The sequence below is a fragment of the Glutamicibacter sp. HZAU genome, from assembly GCF_004100365.1.
Classification (GTDB): Bacteria; Actinomycetota; Actinomycetes; order Actinomycetales; family Micrococcaceae; genus Glutamicibacter; species Glutamicibacter nicotianae.
Genome location: NZ_SCKZ01000004.1, coordinates 291,080 through 312,031 on the forward strand (window position 1 = coordinate 291,080; position 20,952 = coordinate 312,031).

Annotated in this window: 15 protein-coding genes; 3 read left to right on the forward strand and 12 right to left on the reverse strand. The window is 54.2% G+C overall.

Translation table 11 applies throughout. The annotated features are described in order from the left end of the window. The first annotated feature begins 216 nt into the window (after positions 1–216). A complete protein-coding gene (locus EKH49_RS08110; protein WP_161567477.1) occupies positions 217–2,196 on the forward strand; it encodes a cell wall-binding repeat-containing protein in 1,980 nt (659 codons plus the stop codon). Between the two features lie 132 nt (positions 2,197–2,328). Here the strand turns inward: EKH49_RS08110 and EKH49_RS08115 are convergent, their stop codons facing one another. Then, positions 2,329–3,774: a glycosyltransferase family 2 protein gene (locus EKH49_RS08115; protein WP_128470422.1), complete on the reverse strand. Its 1,446-nt coding sequence runs from the start codon at positions 3,772–3,774 to the stop codon at positions 2,329–2,331. 74 nt (positions 3,775–3,848) lie between these two features. Next, entirely contained in the window at positions 3,849–7,421 is a 3,573-nt protein-coding gene (smc, locus tag EKH49_RS08120; RefSeq protein WP_128470423.1) for a chromosome segregation protein SMC, read from the reverse strand. Between the two features lie 149 nt (positions 7,422–7,570). Between smc and EKH49_RS08125 the strand changes: the two genes are divergently transcribed. Beyond that, positions 7,571–8,386: a serine hydrolase domain-containing protein gene (locus EKH49_RS08125; protein ID WP_128470424.1), complete on the forward strand. Its 816-nt coding sequence runs from the start codon at positions 7,571–7,573 to the stop codon at positions 8,384–8,386. Between the two features lie 26 nt (positions 8,387–8,412). On the opposite strand, the gene mutM is transcribed toward EKH49_RS08125, so the two are convergent. Genes mutM through EKH49_RS08145 form a run of 4 tightly spaced genes read right to left on the reverse strand, consistent with a single transcriptional unit; the run spans position 8,413 to position 10,782 of the window. After that, on the reverse strand, positions 8,413–9,342 hold the full coding sequence (mutM, locus tag EKH49_RS08130) for a bifunctional DNA-formamidopyrimidine glycosylase/DNA-(apurinic or apyrimidinic site) lyase (RefSeq protein WP_128470425.1): 930 nt from the start codon (positions 9,340–9,342) through the stop codon (positions 8,413–8,415). Positions 9,343–9,352: 10 nt separating this feature from the next. Beyond that, positions 9,353–10,051 carry a ribonuclease III gene (gene rnc / locus EKH49_RS08135; protein WP_128470426.1) on the reverse strand — a complete coding sequence of 233 codons (699 nt, stop codon included), beginning with the start codon at positions 10,049–10,051 and terminating at the stop codon, positions 9,353–9,355. A 3-nt stretch (positions 10,052–10,054) separates the two neighbouring features. Next, positions 10,055–10,258, reverse strand: coding sequence for a 50S ribosomal protein L32 (rpmF, locus tag EKH49_RS08140; protein WP_013348816.1), 204 nt, complete (start codon positions 10,256–10,258; stop codon positions 10,055–10,057). A 2-nt stretch (positions 10,259–10,260) separates the two neighbouring features. Continuing rightward, positions 10,261–10,782: a YceD family protein gene (locus EKH49_RS08145; protein ID WP_174787660.1), complete on the reverse strand. Its 522-nt coding sequence runs from the start codon at positions 10,780–10,782 to the stop codon at positions 10,261–10,263. Between the two features lie 749 nt (positions 10,783–11,531). On the opposite strand from EKH49_RS08145, the gene EKH49_RS08150 reads away from it, so the two are divergent. After that, the gene (locus EKH49_RS08150) at positions 11,532–12,419 is read left to right on the forward strand and encodes a CDP-glycerol glycerophosphotransferase family protein (RefSeq protein ID WP_161567478.1); all 888 of its coding nucleotides are present in this window, start codon (positions 11,532–11,534) and stop codon (positions 12,417–12,419) included. A 76-nt stretch (positions 12,420–12,495) separates the two neighbouring features. On the opposite strand, the gene EKH49_RS08155 is transcribed toward EKH49_RS08150, so the two are convergent. The 6 genes from EKH49_RS08155 to EKH49_RS08180 form a co-directional block, all read right to left on the reverse strand. Next, positions 12,496–16,008, reverse strand: a complete 3,513-nt coding sequence (locus EKH49_RS08155; RefSeq protein ID WP_236641085.1) for a CDP-glycerol glycerophosphotransferase family protein — start codon at positions 16,006–16,008, stop codon at positions 12,496–12,498. A 299-nt stretch (positions 16,009–16,307) separates the two neighbouring features. Continuing rightward, complete coding sequence (locus EKH49_RS08160) at positions 16,308–17,585, reverse strand: CDP-glycerol glycerophosphotransferase family protein (RefSeq protein WP_128470428.1); 1,278 nt, start codon at positions 17,583–17,585, stop codon at positions 16,308–16,310. Between the two features lie 48 nt (positions 17,586–17,633). Then, entirely contained in the window at positions 17,634–18,095 is a 462-nt protein-coding gene (locus EKH49_RS08165) for an adenylyltransferase/cytidyltransferase family protein (RefSeq protein ID WP_128470429.1), read from the reverse strand. Between the two features lie 66 nt (positions 18,096–18,161). Continuing rightward, positions 18,162–19,052, reverse strand: a complete 891-nt coding sequence (locus EKH49_RS08170; protein ID WP_128470430.1) for a glycosyltransferase family 2 protein — start codon at positions 19,050–19,052, stop codon at positions 18,162–18,164. A 40-nt stretch (positions 19,053–19,092) separates the two neighbouring features. Continuing rightward, positions 19,093–19,911, reverse strand: coding sequence for a CDP-alcohol phosphatidyltransferase family protein (locus tag EKH49_RS08175; RefSeq protein ID WP_128470431.1), 819 nt, complete (start codon positions 19,909–19,911; stop codon positions 19,093–19,095). A gap of 2 nt (positions 19,912–19,913) precedes the next feature. Continuing rightward, entirely contained in the window at positions 19,914–20,951 is a 1,038-nt protein-coding gene (locus EKH49_RS08180; protein WP_128470432.1) for a glycosyltransferase family 2 protein, read from the reverse strand. Position 20,952: the final 1 nt, after the last annotated feature.

Genomic DNA, 20,952 nt, shown 5'->3' on the forward strand with positions numbered 1-20,952 from the left:
TCCAAAGCCCTATCCATTGCGGTCGTAGCCGCACTTTCCATCCCGCTTTCTGCTGGTCCGGGTTTCGCTGCGCCAGCGGAAGAACCCTCCGCTCAAGCAAGCCAGTCTCCCGCTGCCACGGCTACCGCGACAGACGCGCCGGAACCGTCTTCTGCGCCATCTGATGCGCCGGAGACCCCCGGGACCGGCACCAACGTTGCTGAGTCCACGGCGCCAATGCAGAGCACATCTGCTGTGGCGGCCACGCCAGCTGCTGAGGAAATCTCCAAGTCACTGGCCAAGGGTGAAGATCTTTCCAACAAAGAGCGTGTGAAGCTGGCCGACAAAGCGCTGGCCGAACTGGATATGGAGCACCTAGATGCCCAACTGGGGCAGGGCGCCAAGCGAATCGCGGAAACCGGAGACGCCACCGTCCCCACCGTGGCCGAGCTGGCGGATCTCGCGCAGCTGGCCTCGGATGATGCTGCCGCTTCCATTCCGTTCGAGGTCGGTGCGCCCGCTTCTCTGGATGAGCTGCGCACTTGGCGTCCGCCGGGCACCCTCGGAATCGATGTTTCCCGCCATCAAGGCACCGTGAACTGGTCCACCGCCAAGGCAAACGGAGCACGCTTCGCCTACATCAAGGCCACCCAGTCATGGCCTTCGTCCTTGTACAAGGACCCGAAGTTCAGCCAGAACTACACCAACTCGCGCAATGCCGGCCTGATCCGCGGTGCGTACCATTTCGCAATGCCTGCCCATTCGTCCGGCGCTGCACAGGCCAAGGAATTCATGGCCAACGGCGGCGGTTGGACCAACGACGGGTACACGATGCCTCCACTGCTGGATATCGAGTGGAACCCGTACAGCAAGACCGCTTACCCTCAGGGCAAGGGCGATATGTGCTACGGCATGTCTCCTTCGGCAATGGTCACGTGGATCAAGGACTTCGGCAACACCGTCAGGGCCAAGACCGGCCGCCTGCCGATGATCTACACCGCCCAGTCATGGTGGGACGAGTGCACGGGTGATTCCGTGGCCTTCAAGTCCTGGCCACTGCATGTGTCCATTTTCCCGACCGCTGACGTCGCGAAGAACCCCCGAGAGCTTCCCGAAGGCTGGACCACGTTCAACGTCTGGCAGTATTCTTCCAACTCCAACATGCTGGGCTCGACCAATAACGTGGATGCCAACGTGTGGAATGGCGACCTGACCTCATTGCGCGACTTCGCGAAGAACCGCCGCAGCACCGCCTACAAGTTGACCACCAGCTACTTCGGCAATGCGGATGTGTGGCCAACCCGCTTAGGCCCAACGCGGATGTCTGGTGCCAACCGCTACGGAACTCCTGTTGCGATCTCCAAGCGTACCTTCCCCTATGGCGCGAAGACTGTTGTTGTCGCTTCCGGCGAGCACTTCGCCGATGCGCTGTCGGTCACCTCGCTGGCCAACCGCCACAATGCTCCTTTGCTGTTGACCAAGCAGGCGTATCTGCCCAGCGAGGTGGCTGCTGAAATCAAGCGGCTGAATCCTTCGCGCATCATCATTGCAGGTGGCCCGACCGCAGTCAGCAGCAAGACGTTTACTCAATTGAAGAAGTACGCACCGGTGTCGCGTGAAGCGGGAAGCACTCGTTATGGAACCAGTGCCGAGATCGCTACGAATTGGTCCTCTGCGAAGAACGTGTTTGTTGCTTCGGGACGTTCGTTCCCCGATGCGCTTTCCATGGCGGCAGTCGCGGCGAACCGTGAGGCTCCGTTGTTGTTGAGCAGCAAGAAGTACGTGCCGAGCGCCATCTTGAAGCAGCTGAAGCGCTTGAATCCTTCCACCGTGTATTTGGCTGGTGGACCACTGGCGGTTTCCAAGACTGCGGAAAATCAGATCCGCAAGGCGGTTCCGAATGCCCGTATCGCCCGCTATGGCGGAGCAACGCGATATGACACCAGTGCTGTCATCGCCAAGGCCTTCTGGCCGAATGGTTCACAGCGGCAGTTCATTGCCAACGGCAAGAACTTCCCGGACGGTCTCAGCGGTGCTGTTGCGGCAGGCTATAACGGGGCACCAATGCTGCTGGCCAAGAAGACCTGCCTGCCTAAATCAATCGGCTCTGCCCTGACCAGCATGGAAGGCTGGACCAACGTCCTCATTGGCGGACCGCTGGCTCTGGATTCAACAGTTGCTTACCGGAATGACGGAAAGCTCAATACGTGCTCGTAGGCATGGCGAATTAGCCGTCGCACAGTAAAGAAGCTCGTAGTTGCCGCTAGTGGCAACTACGAGCTTTTTTGCTTCCGCACGGCGTCGCAAGGCAATTTGCAGCCAGCCGGCACGGCTCCATGAGCCGATGTGCTACCTCGCTTGGCGAGTATCTATGCTCAAATATCCGTTAGAGGTTGCATAGACCAGCAAGCCGTCGAATTCCTGGTTCGCAACATTGTTCCCCATCTTGATCCGTTTTGCAGGAACTCCATGGTACTCGATGAAGATGTTGCCCAATCGGGAGACAGACTCAAGCACGCAATCTCGCGAAAAAGATGCGGTCATTCGTGATCCGCTGTCGTCAACTGCGATTTCACCCATTGCCAGGATTTCGGTATCCCGATCCCTGATATGGATGCCTTTCGGCGCCGGACCTGTAGCGGGCAAATCGACAATCAACGAAACATTTTCAGCAGTATTCTCAATCGAGACAACCGCTGGCGGTTGTTCCGCTTCGATCTTCTTTCGTGCATGCTCTTCCAAGTACTCGATATCGCTGTCTAGGATGGCTTCGACCAGCCGAGCGTCCTGCGGCTTGAAGAACTCTGCAGGGTTGTCCAGGTGGAAAGATTCCAAGAAACCCTTATGATTTGATACCCACGCCTCACGCTGTTCGGCAGTGAAGCGCAGGAAACGTTGGCCGTCGTAGAAGCGCAAGCCTTTGCGAACGAACAATCCGGCGATGCGCTTCCGGGCCAACGCCAGATCCGTTCCTGTGTAGTCCGCTATTGTTTGGGCGATCTTGGACAAGGAATCAACGTAACCGGCAGGATCGATCCGCTGCGTACTAATATTCTGGCCGTCGGATCTCAGCCGGATCTCGTAGTAGTTGTAGTCGCCCAGGATGCTTATTCGCTGAGCAACGGAATAAGTCTCGACCATGGCGATGCCATCTTCCAGCCTGACTTTCTCTTCGACAAAGCGGATACCATGCGAATTGAGCAGACTGCGACGAATCATCTTTTGCGGCGACAGGGTCCGCAAAATAAAGTCGTAGTCAACATCGAGAATTGTTTTCCCGAATAATTTCGCTTGAACTCTTCGGCCGTCCAAGCCCACCATTTTCGGGACAAGAACATCCACGTCATGTTTCAGGGCGAAAGACGTCATGCGCCTGAGCGCTTCGATACCGAGCCGATCATCACTGTCGATGAAGAAGACATATTCTCCTCGCGCATGGTCGATTCCCACATTGCGCGGCTTACCGGGCCACCCGCTGTTTTCTTGATGCACAACGTTGAAGTTCGAATTTCGCTTCGCATAGATGTCCAAGATCTCTCCGCCAAAATCCGTAGAGCCGTCATCTACTGCAATGACTTCGAAATCTTCTGATTTCAAGTCTTGGGCTTCAAGTGAATTAAGCAGTTCCGTCAGGTATGGCATTGCGTTGTAAACAGGAATAACCACGCTCACTAATGGAGCAGGTTCTAGGCTCTTTTGCGCCGCGGCGACAATAGACTTCTCCTCAGCTCCCCGACGGACAGAAAGTAAGGGCACTTCAGAGTTATCTTTGCTGCGTTTACGGAAAAATGCCATGCCAGCCTAAGTAGAGATAATGAGTTACAGAACGAATTTGCTCGTACCTATAAATTCCAACTGTACCGCAATGGCTACGGCGTTACAGCTCTTTCCATTTTCTGGCTGATGACCTTGGAAACTCCGTCTCCGCGCATGGTGACGCCGTACAGCGCATCAGCCACTTCCATGGTCTTTTTCTGGTGGGTAATCACGATCAGCTGGGAGGACTCGCGCAACTCCTCAAAGATCGTGATCAGGCGACCCAAGTTCATATCGTCCAAGGCAGCCTCGACCTCGTCCATTACATAGAACGGCGATGGCCGGGCCTTGAAGATGGCGACCAGTAAGGCGACGGCAGTCAGCGAACGCTCGCCACCGGAGAGCAGCGAGAGCCGTTTGATCTTCTTGCCGGCTGGACGCGCTTCCACCTCGATGCCCGTGGTGAGCATATTCTCCGGATCAGTGAGCACGAGCTGGCCCTCGCCGCCCGGGAACAGGCGGTCGAAGATCCGCTTGAACTGCACGGCTGTGTCGTTGTAGGCCTCGGTGAACACTCGTTCGACGTGGGAATCAACGTCAGCAATGATCTGCTGCAAATCCCCACGGGACTTCTTCAAATCCTCTAGCTGGCCGGACAGGAATTTATGGCGCTCTTCCAAGGCGGCGAATTCTTCAAGTGCCAGCGGATTGACCTTGCCCAAGGCCGCCAGGTCGCGTTCCGCTTTCTTTAGCCGCTTTTCCTGCTCCACGCGATCATAAGCTCGGGTGCCGACAGGGTTCCCGTCTTCGTCAACGCTCTGCCGCAGCGCACCCCACTTGTCATCTTCATCTACAGCTTCCGGAATCAGCTGGTCTGGACCATAGTTGGCAATCAGATGATCGGGGGTGAATCCCAGTTCTTCCAGTGCCTTGGTCTCAAGGTTCTCAATACGCATCCGCAGTTCTGCACGGGCCATCTCGTCGCGATGCACGGCATCCGCAAGCCGGGCGAGCTCTGCGGAGAGCTGTTCCGCTTCCCTGCGCTGGCTACCCAGCATGGTTTCAAGTTCAGTTTTCTTGCCGTCGAGTTCTTCGCGTTCTTGGCCAGCCATGGATACCGATACTTCAATGAAACGCAGGACGCGTTCAGCTGCTTGCTCAATGCGGTTCGCATTGGCGGCCTGGGCCTTGCGCTGTTCAGCGCGTCGGGCGGCGACTTCACGGTGATTTCGCTCGGCGGCCGCAGTGCGGCGCAACCCTTCGATGCGTGAGCGCAACGCAGAAACGCGCTCTTCGCTGCTGCGCAAGGCCAAACGGGCTTCCAATTCCTGCTGGCGTGCGGCGGCCGCGGCATCGGCCAGTGCTGCCCGGGCCGCATCGTCCACGGTTTCTTCGTCTTGATCGGTCGAAGCAAGTTCCATGCGCTCGGTAATCTCTTCCAGGGAGTCCTGCTCAATTTCCAGCTTCTCAAGCGTTGCTTCGAGTTTTCCCTCCAACGCGGATTTATCCGATTGCGCGCTGCGCAACTTCTGCCCGAGACGTGCCAGATACGACGACAGTTCATCAATGGTCGCGTCTGATTCCGTTAAAGCGGATAGGGCGTCCTCTCGCTGTTGCTGGGCGACAGAGAGCTCTGGACCTCGTTGGGCCAGTCTTTGTTCAACTGATGAAAGTTCTTCTTGGCACTGGGATAGTTCGGTTTCCGTCTGTTCTACCAATGACTGTTGAGCGATCAAGGAAGCGCCCGCTGAATCCCCCACAGAGCTGCGCAACGCGGAAACAGTTATGCCGTCCAAGGTGGTGAGCAAAGCCGACGGGTGCTGCGCCAATACTGCCGGCGCTTGGCTCATCTCATCAATGATGTAGTGGCCAGCAAAAAGCTGATCAAGCAAACTGTCCAGGGCACTATCGGCAGCGACAACTTCACGAGCGCTCACGGCGTTAGCCACGCCATCCGCAGTAGCAACCTGTGAAGACAGCTCTGCGTGCAGGAAAACCTGGCTGGCCTCTTGCTGTTGCAGCTCTTCGATGAGCTCCAGCGCGTTGCCAAGGTTCTTGGCTACCAAGGCTTCGGCGTTCTCACGCAATATCGCGGCGATGGCCTGTTCGTATCCGGGGTTGACCGTAATCAGCTCGCCCAAACGCCCCAGGAGCTTGCCAGCAGCCGAACGAAGAAGCTGAGCGGACTGATCATCTGGTTTTGAGTTCAGCTTCAGGGCATCAAGGCGTGCGCGCAGTCCGGAAACACGCACAGATAGTTCACGTTCCCGCTGGCTATCGGCGTTGTGTGCTTCTGACAAAGCTGAATGTTCTTGATCCGCACTCTCGAAATCCAGATTCAGCTGCGCTTCGCCAGCTAGCTGTTTTTCAAGATCGGTGGCGACTTCGGCGTGAGAGCGCGAATCCAATTCAAGATCCGAGTCGAAGGAACGGATACTTTCCTGAAGGCGAGATATCTCAGCCCGAGTTACATCGACACGGCTACGTGCGGAAGCCACCTGGGAGGCTAGCCGGGACATCCCCTCGCGGCGATCCGCTGCGGCACGAAGCATGGCAGCCATTCGTTGTTGTTCAGCCCGTGAAGCTTCCTCGGCCTGCTCCTTGGCTTCGACGGCTTCAGCCAGGATCTCATGGCGGTCTTCAAGAGCTTCTTCCAGTTCCTCAAGTTCTGAGCTCATTCGCTCAGCTTGGGCTTCCAACCGCTCGGGATCTCGGCTGGAATCGAAATGAGTTTCGTTGCTCTCCAGCAATTTCGCTCGTTCACGAGCCAACGCGGCAAGCGAACGGTACCTTTCTGCCTGGGTACTCAGCGCAACCCATGTTTCCTGAATCTGCCCAAGACGCGGGGTAATGGTTTCCATCTGGGAAGCGAATTCTTCGATATGCTTCTTGACGCGTTCCAGGCGTGCAGCAGCCTCTTCCTGCTGGGCTTGGATCTTTGATTCGTCATCAATATCTTGTGCAAGCTTGTTATTCAGCGTGACCAAATCATCAGCGAGCAGCCGCGACTTTGCGTCCCTGACGTCGAGCTGGACCGTCTGCGCGCGGCGAGCAATTTTCGCCTGCCGTCCCAACGGGGCCAATTGGCGCCGCACCTCAGCGCTCAAATCTTCAAGGCGATCCAGGTTTCCCTGCATTGCCTGCAGCTTACGCAGAGTTTTCTCTTTGCGCCGACGGTGCTTGAGCACGCCGGCCGCCTCTTCAATGAACCCACGTCGGTCTTCGGCTGTCGCGTGCAGAATGCGATCCAGCTGCCCCTGCCCGACAATGACATGCATTTCCCGACCCAAGCCGGAGTCCGACAGCAGCTCTTGGATGTCTAGGAGACGACACGAGCTTCCATTAATCGCATACTCGGATCCGCCGGTACGGAATAACGTGCGGGAGATAGTGACTTCTGCATAGTCGATTGGCAGCTGGCCATCTGCGTTATCGATGGTCAAGGAAACGTGGGCACGTCCAAGCGGAGGGCGACCCGACGTGCCAGCAAAGATCACGTCTTCCATCTTGCCGCCGCGAAGTGTCTTGGCACCCTGCTCCCCCATGACCCAAGACAGCGCATCCACTACATTGGATTTGCCCGAGCCGTTAGGCCCGACAACAGCAGTGACACCGGGTTCGAATTCAAAGGTTGTCGCCGACGCAAAAGACTTGAATCCGCGAACGGTGAGAGTCTTGAGATGCACGGCGTGAAGTTCCTAAGTTTGGGTCGAATGGCTAAAGTTGGGTTGGGCATCCAAACCCAATCCTTGTGGCAATTCTAGCGAAGCGCAGTAGGGATTTTCTGGTTGTGCTCGCAAAATCCAAGGACGAAAATCGAGGGATAGATCATTCTATGAGCATTCTGACGCAGATTGACCAGTGGCCAAGCGACAATGCGGTTTCCGTGGTAGTCAACGGCAACGGGGCAATCATTGACCAGTACGGTGATACTGCACGCGTTTATCCCTTGGCCTCGGTGACGAAATTGCTCAGTGCCTACACGTTCTTGGTAGCGCTAGAAGAAGAAGCCATCACCCTCGAAGACCCTGCAGGGCCAGAGGGTTCCACGGTGCACCACCTCTTGGCGCATACAGCCGGCTATGACTTCGATTCCGAAACGATCCGCTTTGCCGTAGGGACCAAACGCGGCTACTCGAATTTCGGATTCGAGAAGCTCGCAGAGCATTTGGAGCAACAGACTGGAATCAGCATGTCGGAGTATGCGCAAGAGGCTGTCTTCGCCCCCCTGGCCATGGCTAGCACTGAGATTGCCGGCAGCTGCGCGAAGGATGGGCGTTCCACGGCCGCGGACTTGGCAAAATTCGCGGCTGAGCTATTGAACCCAACTATCGTGGCGCAAGAAACATTGCGTGACGCAACGCGTGTTCATTTTGACAACCTTGCTGGAATTTTGCCTGGCTATGGACGGCAGAATCCGAATGACTGGGGCCTCGGCTTTGAAATCCGATCATCCAAATCGCCGCACTGGACAGGTGTAAGCCATCCGGCATCGACATTTGGGCACTTTGGGCAGTCTGGCACATTCCTCTGGGTGGATCCAGAGCATCGTCTAGCCTGTGTGACGCTCACCGATAGGGACTTTGGACAGTGGGCCGTTGACGCTTGGGCACCATTCAATGAACAGGTGCTCAATTCTCAGACTGCATAGCCTGATATAAGTTCTCGATGTGCCAGCTAGCGTCGTGTGCGGCGTGGACGTGGTTGGCACACGGGACAGCTGTATGAGGAACGGCCCATAAACGGGTCCCGCCGAATCAACGATTCTCGTCCGTTCTCCTCGCACCGCAAACAGCCTTTGCCTTCACGCCCATAGGCGTTCAATGACCTGGCGAAATAACCGCTGGCACCGTTCACATTTACATAGAGGGAATCAAAGCTGGTACCGCCAGCTGCAAGGGCGCGCGTCATCACATCCACCAGGGCATCGTTAAGGCGTTGAACCTCAGGACGCCTAATTGTTGCGGTACTGCGTAATCCGGACAGGCGTGCTTGCCATAGTGCCTCATCCGCATAGATGTTGCCGACGCCTGAAATGATCCCCTGGTCCAGAATGGCCCGCTTCAATTCTGTATTCTTTTTGCGAAGCGCGACATACAGATCCGCGGGATTGCGGTGAGGATCCATGACGTCCCTGGCGATGTGTGCAGCCGCTAGTGGGATCGATGCGTGTAACGAACCTGCGCCCGCAGGTAACCCATCTGGTGTTGCTATGACAGGCGACAGGAACATTCCGCCGAAGATTCGCTGGTCAACGAAGCGCAGTTCGCCTGGGTAGCCAGATCTATTGCTCAGTGACAGGCGTACTTTTAAATGCTTCTCATCGGGTGCGTCAGGCTCTTCAACAAGAAGTTGCCCGCTCATTCCCAGGTGAGCTACCAAGGCGGCCGGAGTAGGCAAGCCTTCCAAGTCCATCCAGAGGAACTTGCCCCGGCGAACAACAGAAGCAATTGAACAGCCGCTCAGGGTCTGCTCGAAGTCATCAACGCCATCGGTATGACGGCGGACAGAACGAGGGTCCAGCACCTGAACGGTTTGCACCGTTCGAGTGCGAACCCACCTGTCCAGCCCTTCGCGGACGACTTCAACTTCTGGCAATTCTGGCATGCGCTAAATGCTATCCCTTGGGTAGCTGCTCACCAGGATGCAGCATGAGCCAAGTCTTGTGTGCCGCTTCCTGCTCGGCTTCTTTCTTGGACGGCCCATGCCCTTCGCCAAATACCTTGTCACCGATGCGGAGTTCAGCGAGGTAGGTACGTGCATGGTCGGGACCAGAACCGGTGACCTCGTAGTGCATCTCTCCTAGCTTTTGGGAGGCTACTTCCTCCTGGATTACAGTTTTCCAGTCAGTGGTTGCGCCTAGCAGTCGAGGATCCTCCAGCAGCGGAGTAACGAAACGAAGTACAAATGAGCGGGCGGCTTCCATACCTTGTACCAGGTAGGTTGCTCCAAGGATGGCTTCCATGGTGTCTGCGAGAATGGATGACTTGTTTGAGCCGTTGGACTGCGATTCACCACGACCCAGGAGCAAGTGCTCCCCCACTTCCAGATCACGGGCAATCATTGCCAAGGCGCGGGTGCTGACGATAGCCGCGCGCCGTTTCGCGAGATCGCCTTCTGGCAGAAGCGGGAAAGTTGCGTATAGGTATTCTGCAACGCAGAAGCCAAGAATTGAATCGCCCAGGAACTCGAGGCGTTCATTTGTTGGAATGCCACCGTTCTCATATGAATAGGAGCGGTGGGTGAATGCAAGACGAAACGTCTCGGAATCAATGTTGATTCCGAGACGCTTCATAAGTTCTTCTTTAGAAGACATGTCTTAGACGTCTGCGACCTTGCGACCCTTGTACTCAAGGAACAGTTCGGTACCAGCCGAGTCGGTGACAACCTTAGCCTGGTGAGGCAGGCTGTAGGTTACGCGACCGTTTTCAACGGTCTTCACCAGGTTCGGTGCGGTAGCCTTCCACTGAGAACGGCGGGCACGAGTATTCGCACGGGACATCTTCCGCTTTGGAACAGCCACGACTACTTCTCTTCTCTCTTGTCTGACGTTTTATCGTTTGTCGCATCCTCTGCGACAATGTCGGACAGCTGCGCTAGCGCTGCCCAACGTGGATCCAGGATCTCATGATCATGCTGGGGGTCATCGTTGAGGCTGATTCCGCATTCGCTGCAGAGCCCCAAGCAATCTTCCCGGCAAACCGGTTGGAACGGCAGGGCGGTAACCACTGCGCTCCGTAGTACCGGATCGATGTCAATCAAGTCACCGACCACCCAATACTGATCCATATCATCATCGTCTTCGAATTCTTCGCTCTCTTCATAGTAGAAGAGCTCTTGAATATCAGCCTCGAAATCGTACTCGATAGGCTCCAGGCATCGTCCACATTCCCCAGCAATCTGCGCTGTAGCGGTACCCGATACCAGAATTCCCTCATGCACGGCTTCAAAGCGAAGATCTAAGTCAAGCTCAGATCCTCCACGAATACCGATGAGTGCATTTCCCACATCCGTGGGCGCCGGAACCTGCTCTTTGAGAGTTTTCATCGAGCCAGGCGAACGGCCGAGCTCCCTGGTTGAAAAAACCAGAGGCGAGTTGCGATCGAGTTCGCCGTGTGGCGATCGATCAGAACGCTTTTCGCTAATGATGACTCCTATAGAAACATAGTCCGACATTTCATCTTAGCTTGCCGTAGGCCAAGTTCCCAAACTGAAACCAATTTTCGCGTTCGATATCGGTGTTGCACTCACCACAGTATAGCGCAGGAAGCGGATCAGTTTCTGCACGGTCCATTTGAGTGGTTGAGACAAATGCTGAACAGTTTTCAACGGCGTCCAACGTACTCGATAAGGCAAGACCACACTAAGGGCCACCCGACGCAAATGGCTTACTAGCAAACATCCCGGATAATGGCAGTATGAAGAATTATGCTTAGTCATGCATCGATTTAAGTGCTGAGGGATAGTTCATGAATGTAATACATACCGTCGATAGAGTCGTCGAAAAGATTCGGAAGCGCATAGCGACTCGACGACGCATTGAGTTCATTCGGAAGCATGCCACAGAACTCCGCGAGCTGCCCGTCGGGGCTGGCCGGTACAGGGTGGCGCTCCACTTTCCCGATGAAATGGACAATGCCTACCAGCTCAGGCAATGGTATGAGCCACTCGTAGCCTTGGCAGAATTCGTGCCTGTGGTAATTCTCGTACGAAGTCCCGAAACTGCACTGTCCTTGCGCGAGGAATGCCCGCTACCGGTCCACTACGCCCCTGCTGTGGACGACATGGAGCGGCTCATGCATACTCAGGATCTGCGCGTGGTGTTCTATGTGAACCAGAATATTCGCAACTTCCAAGCTCTTCGGTTCAATGGGCCTAACCATGTTTTCATCTGCCACGGTGAAAGCGAGAAAGCCTACATGTGGTCCAATCAGCTCAAGGCCTATGATTACGTATTCTCTGCCGGTGAAGCAGCCAAGGATCGTCTGGCAAAGCACCTACGCAACTTCGATCCTTCGGAGCGCTGCCGCCTCATAGGTCGTCCTCAAATAGATGTGAACTACACGCCGCCCGTTACAGTCAATAATGAACTGCCTACGCTACTCTACGCTCCTACGTGGGAAGGTGACAGGCCTTCAATGAATTACGGATCAGCACTATCGCACGGTGAGCTATTGATCAACGCACTGATCAAGGATGGCGGTTTCAACATCATTTTTCGTCCGCATCCGCGTTCGGGGATGAGTGCAAAACCATATGGGCAGGCTGTAGAACGAATCCGCAAACGGCTAGATGCTCACGACGATACTTCCAACGCACGATTCATTTTCGACGATTCCGCGCATTGGGGTTGGCAATGGTCAATCGCTGACTTTTGTGTCACTGATATTTCCGCCGTTGCCTACGACTTCCTGGCAACGGGAAAACCACTGTTCGTGACCGCACCGGTGTCAGGCGACGCCACTATTGATGACTCACCTGCCCTTCGACAGGTCCCTGCGTTGTCGGCCCAGCAGGCTGACGAAATAGTTCGCCTCGCCCATGACGCGCTCAATAGCAACGACCGCCAGTTGCGCGAATTGGTCGAATACTACTTTGGCGACATTTCTCGAGGTGCCAGCATGCAGCGGTTCATTGCCGAAACTCTTTCCCTTGTGCACGAGGATAGCATCGCTGATCGCTAGTCCGCTTGCCAGAATGGTGTTGCCGTAACTAGGACTGTTCCGGCAACACCTTCTCAACTGCCAGTGAGGACTTCGCCTATTTAAAGAAGCGTTCAACAACGCGTCGTGCGGCCTGCCCATCATCATGTGGTGCAAACTTTTTGATGAAGTCGTCACGGTTCACACCATGAAGTTGTTCCCCCGCAAGGGCTGACGCGAGTGCATCCCAGAGGTCACTCTCTTCTTCGACAATCGGGCCAGGCAGCGCGCTCTCGTAGTCCAAGTAGAAACCACGAAGGTTATCGCGGTAGTTCTCCAGGTCATATGCATAGAAGATAATCGGACGACGCAACAGTGAGTAGTCGAAGAACACAGAAGAGTAATCGGTAATCAATACATCTGAGGCGAGATACAGTTCCTGGATGTCTGGATGACTGGACACGTCGATTATGCGATGCCGCAGGCTCTCCGGAATTGACACTGCATTTGAAATCAGCACATGCATGCGCAGCATCAGGATGGTGTCTTCACCGAAACGACGGTCGAACTCGTCCAGGTCCATTGGCAGATCGAATCTGAATTTGCCTCGGCTTGAGGCAGCATCATCACGGAATGTCGGCGCGTAGAGAACCGTTTTGATTCCCGGGGGAATCGCAAGCTCATCACGCACGCGCTGTTCTTGATCGGCAACACCAGGACCCGTCAAGATATCGTTTCGTGGATATCCGAGTTCCACAGCTTCACCCGAGAATGCGTACGCAGACCGCATAATCTCACTGGTGTAGCGAGATGGCGAAATCAGATGCGTCCATTGACGCGTAGCTCGAGTAACTCGGTCCAGATAGCCCTCATCGCGGCCTTGGACTTCTCGGATATCGAGAGCCATCTGCTTCAAAGGCGTCCCATGCCATGTCTGCAGGAACACGCCCTTTGCACGACGCTTCACGTAGTGAGGGAAGCTCTGGTTATTGACCCAGAATTTCGCCCGTGCAAGGTACCAAAAGTATTCCGGCGACAACCGCTTCACAGTAGACGTCAACGGATCGGTGAAGCGGTGCTTGCCTGAGTAAACCCAAACCTTGCGTCGCGTATCTCCCTGTCGCAGCAATTCCTCGTAGATATATCGAGGAGAATCTCCGTACTGACGTCCAAGACCGGATTCGAATACGATGAGGTCTTCATCCATTGGTGCCAGCTTGTACAACTTGTAGAGCTTGCGCATGACATCAAAGTACCGCTTATGCCCTCGGAACTTGTTCTTCAGCTTAACTGGGAGTTCTGCGCGCCAACCAACGTTGGGTTTGCCACGCAATTCGGCTCGTTCAATTTCTGCGACAATACGTCGTGAATTGTTCTGGTCCCGATGCGTCATGAAGACGTCAGCCCGTTGACGGAACTTCGGCTCCATGGCCTTGCCACGATCCAGTGTATGAGATAGATCCTTCAACAACGTTTCGCTGTCGAAAGCAATGCGACCGGGCAATTCATCATCGAGGTTCAAATGCGAACCGTTGGGACCCAAGAATCGAGCACGGTCGAACTGATAGTAATGAACAGGCTTATGCAGGAAGCTGAAGTCGAAGTTCACCGAAGAGTAATCGGTGATCATGATCGCAGCGGTCTTGATGAGTTCTTGGACATCAATTTCACCCTGGACAATCAGCCGGGCCGGCGCTCCAGCAAAATGATCCCTGAATTGCATCATGTTGGGGTGTAGACAGAAAACTACTTCCAAGCCGTGCTTCTGCACCAGGTCTGCCAGCTCCACCGAATTTAGCAGATTCTTCCATTGCTCAAGGTAGTCCGATTCAAGGAACACGTCCTCGTTCTGCAACCAGTCCCGCCACGTCGGGATGATCAGCAGCAAGTTCTCGTTCACGGGAAGATCCTTTGCCAGCAAGGAATCGAACCTGGATAGCCCTGTGACCTTTACTTCTTCCGGCGAGTAAAGGAAGTCTTTAACGATGTATTGCTTCTCGCGCTCTGACGACACCATGAATAGGTCTGTAGCAAAGCCAGGCGAGTTCTTGCCGTAATTGGGAACCATCCATTTGGTTCCCATGACGCCGTGCTGCAAGAATACTCTGGTAGCACGGCAGCGCGATGAAAAGCTATGGTGCCTCGTCGGGTACAGGTAGTCTGCGTGGTGAGTACCGATGACACGTTGCGCACGAATAGCCAATTCAAAATGCTCTTTGCTGCCATGGAAAACGACGTGATCCATGGAGTCGAAATTCCGCAAGTCCGGAGCGTTTTCATCGATGACGTAGTAGGCATCAATATCTGGACGTTCCTGCCGCAGGTAATTGAACAGGTGCAACCCATTGTCCTGGGCTTTATAGGATAGTTCGCCAATGATCCAGATCGGCTTGGAATCGGATGGCTGGCTAATCGGGAAACTGCGCTGCCTAGCGTCCGCAAGGACGGCAAAGGCTTCTTTGTCGAACACTTCCAGGATCAGCGATGTAGATTTCGCTTTAAAGGTGAAGTACGGAGAGATCGCTAGAGTCTTATCACCGATGGTCACTGTACCGGCTCGCGTAGTACTACGCACGGCGAATGGAGTGCGACTCACCCGAACCCGAGCGGGTTCGCCTCCGAAATACGGGGCAGCCAGTAAATAGAGATCGTAGTTATCGCCACGATCTATCGCCGTCCAGTCTGCAGATTTGAAGTCAAGGGATGCCGACCAGGCGTAGCTAGCACGTCCGAAACGTTTTTCTGCATCTTTCTCATCAAAGTTCAGCTCGACTGGAACGTCAAGCCTGAACTCGGACTTACGTCCAACAAGTTGCAATGTGGCTGAGGACAACCGATCGCTTTGCGTTTCCAGAACGCCGCCTAAGGACAGCTTTCCATCATGAATCTGGGTGATATCCGTACGTATCCGGTACTTGAATCGCAATGGTCGATTAATGGCCAGTGCAACTTCGGCCTTTTTATTGATATACAGTCCTACGCTTCGATCGCCCGAATGGTAGACCGTGTTGCTGCTGAAGGCTGTTGAAGAAAAGCGTCCCAAAATGCGGTGGGCAATTACGGGTCCATCGAGGATTAGTTCCCCTGCCTCTATGCGCTCCCGGACTTCTTTTCGCCGGAGCAATTCGCCACCTTCAGCAAGTTGCAACCATGCAATGCCGGAAGGCAATTCATTAAAATCGGAAATGAACGTTAGCGCGAGACGTACGGTACCGGAGTACTGCTCATCGTCCAAAGTGACATGGTCTTCATCTACCTCATCCGAATCAACAGAGCTGAATTCCTGCTCTTCATCATTTGAAGCAAGTTCCCGGTACTCATGCCACTGATCCAGAAATGAATCGAGTGAGATCTGTGCCTGGAACCGACGGCGTTCAGCGTTGCCGCTCTTTAGCGGTTCAGGTTCAAGTGGCGTCACTGCAAGAACTATGTGGCTTCCGTGCAATACCGAAACAGATTGAACGGACTGGGCAACGCAGGCTTCCAGGTGCAGTACGTCATCACGAATCTCAAGATTCAATTCATGGTAGCCGCTGTAATAGCGATACCTCTTACGCTTCAACCGTTGGGTGCGCAAAGTCTGCAATCCGGACTGCGCTAGGTCTTGCATAGATCGAATTTCAACTGCCACGAAAAGAGTCCTTCAATGTTCTAGCTGCATTGCACCGCATGAGACTTTCAGCGGATCAGCCTGGACATCACGCGAGTACAACATGAAAGGACACCAGCACCAACATGCAGTGTCCACGCCTTCATGTGATCCAAAGTAAAGATTACCGCCCGAATGCTCACAAATCGGTTTGAAACCACCGCAGTCGCTTGCAAAAGGTCACAGCGGTCCTGCAATGCTGTCGTGTCAGCAACTTGTGCCTAAAAGCAATCGATCCCAATTCGCAAGGTACGAATTGGGATCAAGGAATTTACGGAACTCTAGCTGTGCCAGCCCCGGAAATTCTCCAGTTTTCCTTCGCGCTCGGCAATTAACTGCTGAATTACATGCTGGAACCTCTTGGTCGAATCGCCCCGATTTAGGTCTCCAAAGTAGAATTGGCGCATTTCAATACGCTGATCCTTGTGGCTGTCACGCGTCAACGCATCGTTGAGTAAGGCTCGAATATTCATCACGCTATCGCGGTCCACTACATGACAGGCCTGGGCAACGGGAGCGTCGCGGTGAAGAATTTCACGGTTGCTACGTCGGTCGGAAATGACGAGTGGATTCTCCGGGTGAAGGTACAAGTAGTCCAACCCCACGCTGGAAACATCGGTGATTAGCGCATCGGTCGATTCAAACATGGCCAAGATATTGCCCTGTTCCGAAATCACGTGCTCTCCGCCAGCCTCGTTGGCAGATTCGATCATCTGCAATATACGTGCGTGAGACTCGGCAACACCAGGTGTATTGCTGGTCTGGATCCGCGGGTGAGGCTTGTAGATGACACGCCAAGCTGGGTTTTCCAGCAAAGACTCGACAATGGCTACACCATATTTGTCCAACGAGGTGTAGTTGTTGTCCTCGTTTTCGCCTTCCCACGTCGGCGCATACATAACATCGAGCTTGTCGCTTGGATTCAGTTCGAGTTCGAAGTCGATATCCAGCTGCGGACGACCAGTGACTTCCAATTTTTTGAAATCGAAGTCAATCAGCATTGCCTCGTGACGCTTGATGGCTGCTGGACCCGCGACGAATACCTTGTCATAGGCCTTGGCCTTATTGGATACCATGGAGAGTTTATCGCTCTCACCGTGGTTTACATGCACATGGACAAGTCTCGGGTGGTCCAGTGATTGGAAGTTCGTTCGCGAATTATTGGTGTAGATGACCAGCTTGAGATCATTGTCATCATATAGATCCATCAAATCAGTCAACCGACGTACATAGATCTTTGGCAGGTCAGTAATTCTCTCTGCCGCTTTGAATGCGCTCAATGTACGGAAGACCAGGAGAACTTCCTCTTTTTCGTGCAGCTCTTCAAGCACAGGCAACCATTGAGCTACTTGGTAGATCTTGTCCGCACCGTCGCCGAAGTAGACCGCGACGGATCCTGGTAAGGGAATACTGGACACACCAACATTCACGTTGGCCGAAGTACGCCCAGATAATCCCATGAGGCGGGAAATCCGTTTGGCTTCCGGACGACGACCCACTTTTCGCAGGGCGTCTTTTACGCTGGACTTAATGGAGTCTGTGATGTGCTCGCTAGCCATGACTACCTTGAAACCTCGAAAACAGAAACTTACAACTAAATGAGTCTACTAGCTCAGTTCCTTCACGATCTGGCTTAAAGTGTCCAATGTGTTCTTTAACGACGTGACATGTCGCTCATCGAACTCGCTCAGGACGCGCTTCATTTCGGTTGTCGAAATACCGGAGGTACGTGGAAGGTAGACAACTTCGACTTCATCGCCAAGGTCGTCAAACTTGCCCTTCCAGTCTTCTCCGATGCCGAAGACCTTGGCATCATATTTCTTGATGTCAGTACGTTTCTGTTCCCAGTTCTCTTCAGCAATGGCGAGGTCTACATACTTGATGGCCTGGACAATCTCAAGGCGCTGTTCGAATGGAACTACAGGCTTTTTGCCTTTGATGGCGTTGAATTCATCCGTGGATACTCCAACGATCAGGCGGTCGCCCTTTTCCCTGAGACGCTTCAGGATATTCAGGTGACCGATATGGAACAGGTCAAAAGTTCCGTACGTCAACACAGTTCTAGTCATGGATCCCTCTCGAAATAAGGTAAAAGTATTTTGCGCTCAACCGGTAGCGCTCACTTGGATTTGTCATTAGATAATTGGCGCACGACCGGCGAGGGTCATGCGAACAATTGTTTTCCATCTCAGTTTAGGCCGTGGCTCCCGGTACCAGGGGCTGCCGGACCATCCCGCACGCCATCCTGCCAAATACTGAGCCACAGCACTTTTGCTATGGCGGAGCCGCAAGCACTCAATCAGCATCCAAGATGTTGGATAAATCAAACGCAGCGGCATCGGCAAATTACGGCGGGCCAGCCATACCCGGTTTCGGGCATTCAAACGATAAAATTCTTCATGGCGTCGAGGGTCCACGATCGGATGGCCGATCTGCATATCACCGGCATACCAGACGTAAGTACCGGTATCCCATACGCGCCAGGCGAGCTCGATGCCTTCATGCGCATACCAGAAACCCCCTGCCCAGCCACCTGTGGCATCAAAGATTTCGCGGGTGGTAACCAAGCAGGTTTCCCCCACATGGAAAACCTTGCTTGGTTCGACTGCCGTACGCTTTTTCAAACGAGGAATCCAGCGTCTCGGATTCTGCTCTTCATTGTCCGGGTCTGTGATGCGCGGTTGCAACAGCCCCATGCGGGGATAATGTTTAAATCGCTCTACAGCTGTGATCAAGAAATCGTCATCAATGAACCATGAATCGTCGTCAAGGAAGCACAGGTACTCACCTTGCACCTGTTTCACTCCAGCATTCCGGCCGGCCGGAATGCCCAAATTCTCCGGAAGAAAATGAGTCTTGATGCCTTCCGGGATATCTGTTGGATCCCATCCGTTGCCGACAACAACAGCATCAATCGACACTGATCGTTGGGCTAGCAAAGATTCCAAGGCACGCTGGAGCTCAACCGGGCGATTACCCATGGTCAACACAACTACACCGATAGTCGGTTTAATCTCTGCAGGCATTTGTCCTCTAAGGCGGTCGGGTGCAGGCAATACGGTCAAACTATGCTTTGAGGCGGGATGAAGCCATGTTGGACAGGAAATGCCCGATGTTCACAAGGACGCATGCAGGCAGCAGGATCCAAATCATCCATTTTTCAGCAATTGCTGGTGCACCCGCAATCATGGAGATAGTCGAGCATCCTAGGATGATCAGCGACAGTTCCACAGCGTGCAGGAGCTTATGGAACGGTAAGAAGCGAGCCAGCGAACGCAATTTTCCAACGAGTGACGTTGTTGGAACAGATCTGGCGGCAGCCGTATCCGGCAATTTTTCAAGCCCGGCCATGCCTCGGGCTGCATGAACCATGAGCGACTGCGAACGATTCAGGACCAGAAGCACCGACAGGCAAGCGGCCATGAACAATGTAGGCCACGCCTGCTCGACAGTTGAATTCTCTGTCGAGAGTTCCGTGAAGACCCGGTACCCCAAGGCAATTGGAATCAACGCCTCAGTTGTGTGGTGTCCAACCATGTCGATGAAGATACCGCGGGGAGATTGCGTTCCCCTCCAGCGCGCGACTTCTCCGTCAGAGCAGTCGAAATACAACTGGACCTGAGACAGGAGCACTGCCAGCAGCGGCCCCCAGATGCCAGGGATCAATAGCGCTAGAGACATCCCCCAACCGGCAAGGATCATCAGCCCGGTAACGCCGTTGGCGCTGATTCGCGTACGCACCAGTACTGCGGTGAGGTAAATCGAGATATGACGCAGGTACAGTTCAGCGGTCCAGTGCTCGGCGTTTTTTCGCGCACGAACTTCCGGAGGTTGGCAGACCTCTCGCAGATGGTCAAGCGTTGGGTTCTTTGGACGTTCGGCCATGACTACTTCACGCGGCCCTTGTCGACGGTCCCGGATGCACCGAAGATGCGACCTTTGAGGTATCCGACGGCCCAAGGCAAATGGATCGCGGGAAAAGAACACGCTGCCAACAGCTTGTCTTTCAAGCCTCTAGCGTTGCTCGCCATCCCAGCAACCAATGCAATCACTGCGTAAATGGCAGGGATAAATTTCGCCAGATTTATAGCTATGTGCGCTGGAGTTGGTACTGCTTTGCGAACGAGCGGCTCAGTTACCGTCACTGCCACTCCGGCAAAGATACCCAAAAGCAAAATAGGTGGAAGATCATGACGCAACGATTTCCCTTCCGGGAAGCGTCGAGCAATTTCTGCCCGCCAAGTGCCCGAAGCCATTGACTGACTAATTAGAGATTTGAAGTTATCACGCGGATAGTAGCCGACTTTCAATTCTGGGTCGAACCAAACGGTATGGCCTGCTTGGCGAATGCGCAGACAGAGTTCCCAATCCTGAGCGCGCCACAATTCCTCGTTGTAGTAGCCGACTTCGTCGAATACTTCGCGACGGAAGATTCCGAGGTACGCCGATTCAGCTGGTCCCTCGGGCGCGCCTGAGTGATAAGCAGGCCCACCAAAACCAAATTTCGAATGGTATGCCGCCGCAATTCCTCGCTGGATAGGTGTACGCCCTTTGGCGTCCATTAGACCACCGACATTATGGGCGCTTGCTCGATAAAGCGTTTCGATTCCCCGTTTTGTATAGTCCACAGGTAGCTCGCTATGGGCATCTACTCGGATCACAATGGGTAATGTTGAAGCGCGAATGGCAAGGTTCAGGGCAATAGGAGTCCTACCCTTGGGATTGTTGACTAGGATTATTCTCTTGTCCCGTTCGGCCAATCGCATGGCAACCGCGTTCGTATTATCTGTGCTAGGCCCTAACGCTAGTACTAGCTCTTTGTCACCTTCGTACTCCTGCGCCAGGATCGAGGTCACAGCCTCATCCAGATAATCTGCCTCGTTAAGCACTGGCATTACATAGGAGACACCCGGGAAATTAGACATT